The organism is Streptomyces sp. NPDC087428 (assembly GCF_044744085.1).
Classification (GTDB): Bacteria; Actinomycetota; Actinomycetes; order Streptomycetales; family Streptomycetaceae; genus Streptomyces.
Genome location: NZ_JBIUXR010000027.1, coordinates 83,304 through 92,581, shown reverse-complemented (window position 1 = coordinate 92,581; position 9,278 = coordinate 83,304). Strand labels below are relative to the sequence as shown.

Here is a 9,278-nt window from a genome sequence, read left to right as displayed (position 1 = left end):
GCCCACCGGATGACCACCGCAACAGCCAGCGGCGCCTACCCGTTCGTAGCCGAAGGCGGCCTGGGGGCCGAGGGGGTGTTCATCGGCCGCGATGTACATGCAGAGGCGGCCTTCTGTTTCGATCCGTTCTCGCTCTACAACAGCGGCCGGATCGAAGGCTTCACGAACCCCAACGCCGTCCTGGCCGGGATCATCGGCATGGGCAAGTCCGCGCTGGCGAAGTCCATCGCCACCCGGTCGATCGCCCACGGCTACCGCGTCTACATCCCGTGCGACCCCAAGGGCGAGTGGACCAGCGTCTCGCAGGCACTCGGCGGCTACAGCATCGCTCTGGGACCAGGGCTCCCGGGCCGGTTGAACCCGCTCGACGCCCCGGCCCGGCCCTCTTCGGTCAGCGAGGAGGACTGGTTCACGGAGGTCCGCAAGCGCCGTCTGTTGCTGCTGGCCAGCCTCGCCCGCCCCGTGCTGAAGCGCGATCTGCTGCCGATGGAGCACACCGCCGTCGACCTGGCCCTGGATCTGGTCGTCGCTGACGCCGCCGCCCGGGGCACGGTGCCGCCGCCCGGCGAGATCGCGCACGTACTCGGCTCCCCCGAACGCCTCGACCAGGCCCTCGGCCACCAGGCCGGGCACCTTGGCTCGGCCGCCCAAGACCTCGCCCACGCATTGCGGCGTCTCGTGCACGGCGACTTGAGCGGCATGTTCGACGCGCCGAGCACCGTGTCGTTCGATCCGACGACGCCGATGTTGTCCATCGACCTCTCCCGTCTCGGCGGCTCCGGTGACGACACGGCACTGGTGCTCGCGATGACGTGCGCGAGCGCATGGATGGAGTCAGCCCTCAGTGATCCCGATGGTGGTCGGCGCTGGGTGATCTACGACGAGGCGTGGCGGCTGATGCGGCATGTCGGGCTGCTGGAGCGGATGCAGAGCCAGTGGAAGCTCTCCCGAGGTCTGGGCATCGCGAACCTGATGGTGATCCACCGCCTCAGCGATTTGCTCTCGGCGGGCGACGCCGGCTCACGCGGCCGAGTCCTGGCCGAGGGACTCCTCGCGGACTGCAGCACGCGCATCATCTACCGCCAGGAGCCCGACCAGCTCGCCGCCGCTGCATCTCTGCTCGGCCTGACCGGCGTCGAGACCCAGGCGGTGTCCGCCCTGACCAAGGGCCGAGGTCTGTGGAAGGTCGCCGGCCGCTCGTTCATCACCCAGCACATCCTCCACCCGGCTGAGCGGGAGCTGTTCGACACGGACGCCCGTATGGCGGCCTAGCCCGACGACCAGCACAGCAACGGGAATCGATCATGTCTGCTTCTTCTACTCCTTCCTCCGGTGACAACCAGCCGTCGCAGGCCACCGACCCTTTGGCGTGGCGACGGCACCTTCCGGCATTGGCCTCGGCCGCCGCCGGGATCAACGAGGCGTGCGACGCCTGGGACGCGGTTTCGGACTCGCTCTGCGACGCGGACGGCTGGCCGCTGGACGACAAGGTCTACGGGGGCGGGAAGGTCAAGCGGGACGCCGAAGCGTGGAAGTACGCCGAGGTGTTCCTCGACCACGGATCCGAGGTGCTGGCCGGGGTCCGCGCCGCCGCCGACGGCCCCGACTACGTCGAGGGGCCGATCAGTGACGACCTCCGTCGGATACGCGGGATCGACACCATCCTGCTCCGGGCGCAGGAGCTGCGACACGAATGGGACGGCGTCATGGCGCTTATGGACGGTTCGCAGCCGAGCGTGCTCCACCTCTACAAGGAGCGTGCCGAGGAGCACCGCAACACCGAGGGCTGGCACTACTCACATGAACTGGGTTCCAAGGGACCGGCGTTGGTGCGTGTCGGTGAATACCTAGTTCACCGGGCGGACACCGAACGGCCGGCGCAGACCGAGCGGGCTCGCGTCGCGCTAACCCGCTCGACGCACAACGCTCCTGCCGTAGCACCTGCTTCGCCCCAGGTCCCGCCGGCATCGCATCCGCCGGCTCCCGGTCGCTCGCGGTGATCCCTAGCACGCAGTCACGGCAGCGCCAAACTGCCCGATCTCCGGATCCTCATGGACCACCGCACTCCTTCAAGCTCCACACCCCGTCGGCTCCCGCCGTGCGGCGGGGTGTTCGCAACGGAGAACTCCATGCACCACGAAACCTCGCCCCCGACCGCCACGTCCGATCCGCGTCGCCTTCAGGCTGCTCTCTGTTCCGCGCTCGGGCAGCGCGGCCTGGAGGGCACCGTCGAGTACGGCCTCAGCGACTACATCGTCCACGCCGAGCTTCCCGACGGCAGTTCATTGATCATCTCGCCGCCGCAGGAGCCACCCTCCGAGCACCCCGAGTCCCCGGAAAGCTGGATGGTCACCCGCCACCGGTCCGCCGAGCCCGCCGTCTACGAGGTGATCTACGACTCCGAGCCGGACGGTCCGCATGCGCGCCACGGCGGCAGCGTGCCGGACGTCCTCTCCGCTGTCGACGCCCGCCTGGACCAGCTTGGCGTACCACCACGCCAGGAGCAGGAACGTTCCGGCAGGGCGCGCGCCGCCACCGTGCTCCCGCCCGACTCCGCTCCATCCCGGGCGAGTGTCGCTCTCGCCTCTTCGCCGTCGGTCGGCCAGCGCGTGCTCCCGAGCGGTCCGCCGCCGGAATCTTCCACGCGGGCCGGGCGGCCGTCGGCCAGTTCCTCATCCGCTCCCCGGCTCTGACCGACCGCGATCCAGGAGTCCTCCGTGCACCGCACCCTCAGAACTGATCCGCCCGTCGCCCGCACCTGCAACCGCACCCGCCTCGGATGGATCTGCCATGCCCAGCCACTACGACGTGCTGCCCGACCTCGCCTTCGGCCACCACCCCGTCCACGGCATCGTCGCCGCGAACCCGAAGAACCTTGCGGCCAGCACCTGGATGCTCAAGGGATTCGACTTCCATCCCGTCCCCGACCAGCCGACGTTGTACGCGCTGGCCGACCAGAACCGTGACGGGCACGGCCGTACGAGCCGGGCCATCGAGCTGCTGCGCAAGGCCGGCTACCAGGTCGATGTGGACGCCGCACTTGACCCTGCGCTGGCGTCCGACACGGCACAGGGACGCGACCGCGGTCCGCTCGGTGAACCAGACGTCGCCTTCGCCGATCACCCGCAGCTCGGCATCGTCGCAGCCCTCGATGACCGTGTCTCCGGCCTCAGCGGGCTGGCGCTGGTGGAGGACGGCTGGCGGCACAACTCGAGTCTGGACATCTACACGCTCCCCGCGACCACCGATCGCGTCGAGGCGCTGGGGAAAGTCGCCGACGCCACGGTGGCCCTGCACCGTTCGGGGCTCCAGGTCGCAGTACAGCCTCGCCTCGCTCAAGAGGTGACGGCTCGGCCCCGCCCTGCTGCCACGCCGACCGCCGGCCGTGAGCGCGGCCGTGGTCCCGCCCGCGCGTCTCCGTTGAGCGCCGCCGCGCTCGCCGCCAGCCCGGCCCGTGCCGGTATCCCGGGCAGGGCGCCGGTCCCCGCCGCCGTCACCACACCGGCGGTCCGGCCAGTTGACCCCCGCATCGCGTACTCCCGCGACCGCTGATCCAACTCCTCAAGGAGGCCCTTCCATGGCCGTAAAGACGATTTGGCCTATCGACCACACCTGCGGTCACCATGCCGACCGCGACTTGTCCGACCGCCCGGCCGACCGCCGCGCCGGCTTCGCCGAGTGGCTCGCCAGGCAGGAGTGCACCGACTGTTGGCGCGCCTCGAACGAAGGCGACGAGCAGGACAAGGCCGCCTGGCTCAAGGCGAAGCGCGCCGAGGAACAGAGCGCGTCCGAAGCATGGTCCGAGCAGTACCGGATGCCTCCCCTGGAGGGGACCGAGCGGGCCGTTCCCTGGGGCGTGCGCTGTCGTCACCAGATCCTGACCAACGCCTACACCGCACTGGTCACCGAAGGCACGACCAGCGAAGCGGAGTGGGCGGAGATCGAGGAGAACGCTCGTACGGTGACCCGCGCCGGGTGGTGGATAGACCAGAGGTCGTCCGAGCCCGAAGACCTCACCGAACTGCTCCGAGCCGCCACCGAGGCCGACCGGCCGACAGAGAATCCCTTCTTCTGACCGACCGGGTGCCCTGCTGCGGCGGGGCACCCGGCTGACCGCCACCGTGCGGCCTCTACCAGCGCTTCTCGGCCGGACCAAACCCCGGATTTGCCGGACGCTCTGCCCACTGGCCCACCTCCAACGGGTCCTTCGCTCCCTCTGCCCCGGAGACTTCCGTGCTTACCTCGATCACCATCACGTCCGAGTTCAGCGGCAGCGTCGTTGCCAAGGGCGCTACTGATGACCTCTCCGCGCAACTCCTCCGTCACGCCGGTTTCAAGCAGATCGACGACTGGCACGGCCGACGCCATCGCCTGCCCACCACCACTCCGCTCGCCGACCAGGTCGCCATCGCCAGCCATGCGGCCGAGATGCTTCGAGCCGCTCGCTATGACGTCACCCTTCCGCCGTCCCTCGACACGGCCCGGATGAGCCCCCCGGTGCATGCGCTGGGGCCCTACGCCGCCGGAGCCGAACTCCTCAGCATCACGGACCAGATCCGTGCGGCCGAAGACGGAGCCAGCCTTCAGCGGGCAGTCGACCACCTCCTTCACCCCAAGCACGGTGCGCTGGAGCGTGTCCGGGAGGCGCTGGAAGCAGCGGGAGAACAGGTCAACGACCTGGACGACGACGCGTATGCGCTCGCCGACCGGTTCGGCTTCGCCTCGGAGTTCGTCAGCTCGGCCCAGTCCGAACTCGTCGACTCCGAGGCCGAGCTACGCCGCGTCGGCGACGCTTCGACGAGTAACTCGGCAGCACGGACCGTCCGTGATCACCGTGATGCCGCTCTGGCCACTTCTCCTGCGGCGAACCAGGCCAAGGTCTCCTCGGCGTCCAGTTCCCAGACGGCGCCGCTCACTACAACGGGTCACCCGCCGCGCGCCGCAACGCCCCGACGGTGACCCCGGCGGCTCTCTTCGCCGTCGGCCACCAGCACGTCGCGCGCCACCGCTCGACCCACCTGTCAAAGACCACTCACCCGAAGAGGCAAACGTGCCCGAGTACTACTCCAGCATCGGCGAGGCCGTCGGTGCGGCCATGCAGCACAACATCCGGCTCGCCCACCGCAGCACGGCACCGGGCTCCAACAAGCCGCTGCAGGTCAGGGACCTGCCCAGCGCTTCCGCCGATCCGTACTCGGTCCGCGGAATGATCTCTCGCCTCCAAGAGGACGCCTCGCCCGATGAGGTGGCGGGCATCATCGAGGAGGTCAACGGCGCACTGGTCGGGGCTCTGCCCGAGCTGACCGAACTCGTCGCCTCTGCCGCCGACTGGACTCGCGCCCGACTCGACTTCGACGACCCGCATCACCATCCGACTTTCGAGACGTGGACCCGACTGGCAGCCGCGTACGGGATGCTCCAGGACGTCCGCGAGCAGTTGGAAGTCGCCGAGAACGGTCTCGCTGCCTGTCCCGCAGAGCGCACGGACCCCCGGCACCACCAGATGGTCAACGTCCTGCGCAGCCGGGAGTTGCTCGACGATGTCCTCGGTGCCGAGGCTGCTCCTGTGCCGTCCGCTGCCCGGAACGTCGATTCAGACCGGCAGCGGGCAGCCCGCGCCTCCTCGCCGCACGCCGGAACATCGCCGTCGACCGGCAGTCCGCCGGCCACCGCAGCACCTCCGCCCGCGCCTCGTTCTGCCGGCCGACCCCGCTGAAACGTTCCGCCTCAGACGTCCAGGAGTACCCCCATGAGCTGCACGAGAGCCGAGCACGCCCTGCCCCCGCCCGCTCGCACACCCAAGGAACCGCCGTGCCTTCCCCGCGCACCAGCGCGCCCTCGACCACCACCGGGTCGGACGCGCTCCTCTACCTCCTGTTCGGCATCCTCGGCGCCGCCATGGCCTTCGGCTCCCTGGCCTGGCTGACCGGAAATCTCACCAACACCGCCGTCGGGAGCGGGACATGGGCCCCCTTCCGCATAACGGACGCGCTGCTGCACCCGGAGGTGCTGTGGCCGACCTTGAGCACCAGCACGCTGATGGTCGGCGCCCGCGTCGTCCCCGCCCTGTTCACCGTTGCCCTGGTCGTCACCGCTGCCGTGCTGTGGATGCGCTGTCGTGCCGGGTCCAAGTCCGGCCTCGCCCGGAAGGCGGACCTGGCGCCGCTGCTGGACAAGGAGATCGTCGCCAGGGCGAAGAGCCTGCGCCCGAGCCTGGGCGGCCGGGAGAGTAAAAGAGGTCCTGCCCGCTGACCGCGGCATCCTGCTCGGCACCCTCGATCCCGGTCGTGCGGAGGTCCGCGCGTCCTGGGAGGACGTGATCGTCGCGATCATGGCCCCGCGTTCCGGCAAGACGTCCGGGCTGGCGATCCCCGCGATCCTCTCGGCACCGGGCCCGGTCCTGCTCACCAGTAACAAAGCCGCGAACGACGCCTTCACCACCACGGTGGACGCCCGTGCCGAGGTCGGCACGATCTGGACCCTCGATCCGCAGCAGATCGCCCATCACCCGCGCGAGATGTGGTGGGACATCCTCGCTGACGCCCGCGATCTCGCCGGGGCTAAGAGGTTGGCGGGGCACTTCGTGACGGCGAGCGTGGACGAGTCGAGCGGCTCCGACTTCTGGTCCACCGCCGCGAGCAACACCCTCGGTGCCCTCTTCCTCGCCGCAGCGTCCCACCGGCGGCCGATCACCGACGTCCTGGCCTGGCTCGCGATGCCGGCCGACCGTACCCCGGTGGACCTGCTCACCGACGCCGGCCACCATGCGGTCGCCGCCCAGCTCCAGGGCACCGTCTCCGGCGCGACCGAAACGCGCGACGGCATCTATGAGACCGCGAGGCAGTACGCGAGCTGCCTGCTCGACCCGGACGTCGCCGCCTGGGTCACCCCGAACGGCGACCTTCCCGAGTTCCAGCCGTTCGCCTTCGCCACGTCTCGTGACACCTTGTACCTGCTGAGCAAGGACGGCGGCGGCAGCGCGTCGGCGATCATCGCGGCGGCGGCCGACGCCGTGATGCGCGCGGCCGTGATCGTGGCCGAGCGCTCCGGCGGGCGACTCGACCCGCCCGCCCTGTGTGTCCTCGACGAGGCGGCGAACGTCTGCCGCATCTCGGATCTCCCTGATCTCTACAGCCACTTGGGCAGCCGAGGCGTCATCCCCATGACGATCCTGCAGTCCTACCGTCAGGGCCAGCGGTGCTGGGGCGAGGCCGGTATGGACGCCCTGTACTCGGCCGCCACCATCAAGATCATCGGATCTGGCATCGATGACGCGGACTTCGCCGACCGGCTCAGCCGTCAGGTCGGCGACCATGACGTCCAGACCACCTCGGTGTCGACCAGCGAGGGCGGCAAGTCCACCTCGGTGAGCATGCGCACGGAGCGGATCCTTCCGCCGGACGCCATCCGCGCCCTGCCCAAGGGCAAGGTTCTGCTGCTGGCCACCGGCATCCGGGTCGCCATGCTCAACCTCAAGCCCTGGTACAAGGAGCCCTCCGCCAAGGTGGTCGGCCCGGCTTCCGCTCGCGCCACGAAGGCCATCACCGAGCGTGCTCTCGCGAAGAGCATCGGCCAGGACGATCTTGGACTGTCGGCATGAGCGCGTCCACACCACAGCAGGGGCGGTTGGCCCACGCTCCGGTCGTCCTGCGCGGTGGCCGGTGGTGGCTTGACGGCGGGGCCGGCTCGGTTCCCGCCTCCGATCCCGCCTTCACCGCCGTCCTGGACGACTTCGCGCTGTCGATGGCCGCTGCCGACCAGGCAGTCGCCAACCTCCTCATCCGGCAGGACGAGGCGTCCTCCGTTGATCCGGGAGGTCGGCGGTGAACCCGCTGATGAGTGCCGAGCAGGCGGTCCTCGGTGCCGCACTCCTCGACCCCGAGCAGCTCACGCACCTGGAGTGGCTCGCTGCGGACCACTTCTATCGGCCCGTCCACCAGGCGCTCTTCGCCGCGCTCCGCAAGCTGCGCAACGACGGGCATCCCGCGCTCTCGGCCGCTGGTCCGTTGCCGCTGTCGTGGGTGACCGACGCGGTCGAGGAGGCCGGACAGCAGGTGCGCGGGCTGACCGCGGCGTACGCTCACACCCTGATCCAGGCGTGTCCCCGAACCGAGCACGCCCCGGTGTACGGACGCATGGTGCTGGAGGGGGCGATTCACCGCACCGTCGCCCAGCACGCGATCCGTCTCCACCAGGCGGCTCGGGCCGACGCCGTCCAGGGCGAGGTCGAGGGAGCCTTGCGCACGGCCGACGTCCTGACCGGCGTACTCACCGACCTTGCACGACGCTGGGGAACCGACCCTCGACCGGTCCCACCCACCGCTGGACCCTCTGCCGCCACGGACATCCCGCCTCCGGCGCAGAGCGGCCAGGTCGCCGAGGACGAGCGGTTCCTCCTGGCCGTCCTCGCCGAACAGCCGGGGGCCATGGGCGAGGTGGTGGCCTGGCTGCGGCCGGGAGACTTCGCCGACCCGACCCACGGGCAGCTCTACCGGTGCCTGGGCGCGCTGCACCACCGAGGCGAACCCATCGACCGGATCACCCTGCTCTGGGAGGCCCAGCGACGCGGCCTGCTGGCCGACGGCACAGTGTCGAGCGAGCAGCTGACCGCCGTCTGCGAAGGCATGGTCCCCGGCAGCGCCGACTGGTTCGGACAGCGGGTGATGCGCTCCTCCGTCACCCGCACCGCCGCCGCCTCCGCGCGAGCCATCCGGACCCTGGCCCAGGACGAGGTTCTGGGGCCCGGCCGGCTGATCAACCACGCCCTGCACGAACTCGGTCCGCTCGACGAGGTACGTGCCCGCTGGGCCACCGCGAACAGCAGTCCGGCTCCGAAGACCACGGCATCCGCTCTGTCGGCGGCCGAGCCGCCGCCCGACCGAGTGAAGGCCGCCCGCGCCCGCAGCACACCCCGCCCAGGCGCGTCACCCCCAGCCCCGGCCAGCCGTCTCCCCACGCTGTCAGCAGCCCGACCACCCTCGCGCGGCCACCCGTGAGGCCCCCTCCCCACCAGCCTCTTCTGCCCCTGGAACTCGCCTTGCTCTACCCCATCTCCGCAGCCGCGCCGGACCTACGCGTCACGGCCCTGAGCCTCGCCACCCCGTTGATCGGGTCGCTCTGCTCGGGGTACGGCGGCCTCGACCTGGGCGTGCAGGCCGCCCTCGGTGGCACGCTCGCCTGGCACGCCGAGGTCGACCCGAACGCCTCACGCATCCTGGCCCGCCACTGGCCCGGCGTCCCGAACCTGGGCGATATCACCGCCATCAACTGGTCCACCG

9 protein-coding genes and 2 pseudogenes are annotated in these 9,278 nt (G+C 70.4%); all 11 read left to right on the top strand.

Annotated features, from left to right (window positions below):
• Positions 1-1,272 (top strand): ATP-binding protein (locus ACIO3R_RS38010; RefSeq protein WP_402111624.1); only part of this gene is annotated, 1,272 nt, incomplete at its 5' end.
• A gap of 32 nt (positions 1,273-1,304) precedes the next feature.
• Positions 1,305-2,000 carry a hypothetical protein gene (locus ACIO3R_RS38005; protein WP_402111622.1) on the top strand — a complete coding sequence of 232 codons (696 nt, stop codon included), beginning with the start codon at positions 1,305-1,307 and terminating at the stop codon, positions 1,998-2,000.
• Positions 2,001-2,129: 129 nt separating this feature from the next.
• Entirely contained in the window at positions 2,130-2,693 is a 564-nt protein-coding gene (locus ACIO3R_RS38000; protein ID WP_402111620.1) for a hypothetical protein, read from the top strand.
• A 97-nt stretch (positions 2,694-2,790) separates the two neighbouring features.
• Positions 2,791-3,552, top strand: coding sequence for a hypothetical protein (locus ACIO3R_RS37995; protein ID WP_402111619.1), 762 nt, complete (start codon positions 2,791-2,793; stop codon positions 3,550-3,552).
• A 25-nt stretch (positions 3,553-3,577) separates the two neighbouring features.
• Positions 3,578-4,075 (top strand): hypothetical protein, encoded by a 498-nt coding sequence (locus ACIO3R_RS37990; RefSeq protein WP_033949427.1) that lies wholly within the window; start codon positions 3,578-3,580, stop codon positions 4,073-4,075.
• Positions 4,076-4,233: 158 nt separating this feature from the next.
• Positions 4,234-4,959 carry a hypothetical protein gene (locus ACIO3R_RS37985; protein WP_402111616.1) on the top strand — a complete coding sequence of 242 codons (726 nt, stop codon included), beginning with the start codon at positions 4,234-4,236 and terminating at the stop codon, positions 4,957-4,959.
• 91 nt (positions 4,960-5,050) lie between these two features.
• Positions 5,051-5,716 (top strand): hypothetical protein, encoded by a 666-nt coding sequence (locus ACIO3R_RS37980; protein ID WP_402111615.1) that lies wholly within the window; start codon positions 5,051-5,053, stop codon positions 5,714-5,716.
• Positions 5,717-5,811: 95 nt separating this feature from the next.
• A pseudogene (locus tag ACIO3R_RS37975) lies at positions 5,812-7,600 on the top strand (type IV secretory system conjugative DNA transfer family protein).
• Complete coding sequence (locus ACIO3R_RS37970; protein ID WP_033949422.1) at positions 7,597-7,827, top strand: hypothetical protein; 231 nt, start codon at positions 7,597-7,599, stop codon at positions 7,825-7,827. Before ACIO3R_RS37975 ends, ACIO3R_RS37970 begins: the two are co-directional and overlap by 4 nt.
• Positions 7,824-8,996, top strand: coding sequence for a DnaB-like helicase N-terminal domain-containing protein (locus ACIO3R_RS37965; protein ID WP_402111613.1), 1,173 nt, complete (start codon positions 7,824-7,826; stop codon positions 8,994-8,996). The genes ACIO3R_RS37970 and ACIO3R_RS37965 overlap by 4 nt, the downstream gene beginning before the upstream one ends.
• A pseudogene (locus ACIO3R_RS37960) lies at positions 8,993-9,259 on the top strand (hypothetical protein); the annotation flags it as partial. The gene ACIO3R_RS37965 and the pseudogene ACIO3R_RS37960, both read left to right, overlap by 4 nt.
• Between the last annotated feature and the right edge of the window lie 19 nt (positions 9,260-9,278).

Bases quoted from the DNA above. Each gene is read 5' to 3' on its own strand.
- ACIO3R_RS38005 (WP_402111622.1), top strand. From the start codon at position 1,305: ATGTCTGCTTCTTCTACTCCTTCCTCCGGTGACAACCAGCCGTCGCAG.
- ACIO3R_RS38000 (WP_402111620.1), top strand. From the start codon at position 2,130: ATGCACCACGAAACCTCGCCCCCGACCGCCACGTCCGATCCGCGTCGC.
- ACIO3R_RS37995 (WP_402111619.1), top strand. From the start codon at position 2,791: ATGCCCAGCCACTACGACGTGCTGCCCGACCTCGCCTTCGGCCACCAC.
- ACIO3R_RS37990 (WP_033949427.1), top strand. From the start codon at position 3,578: ATGGCCGTAAAGACGATTTGGCCTATCGACCACACCTGCGGTCACCAT.
- ACIO3R_RS37970 (WP_033949422.1), top strand. From the start codon at position 7,597: ATGAGCGCGTCCACACCACAGCAGGGGCGGTTGGCCCACGCTCCGGTC.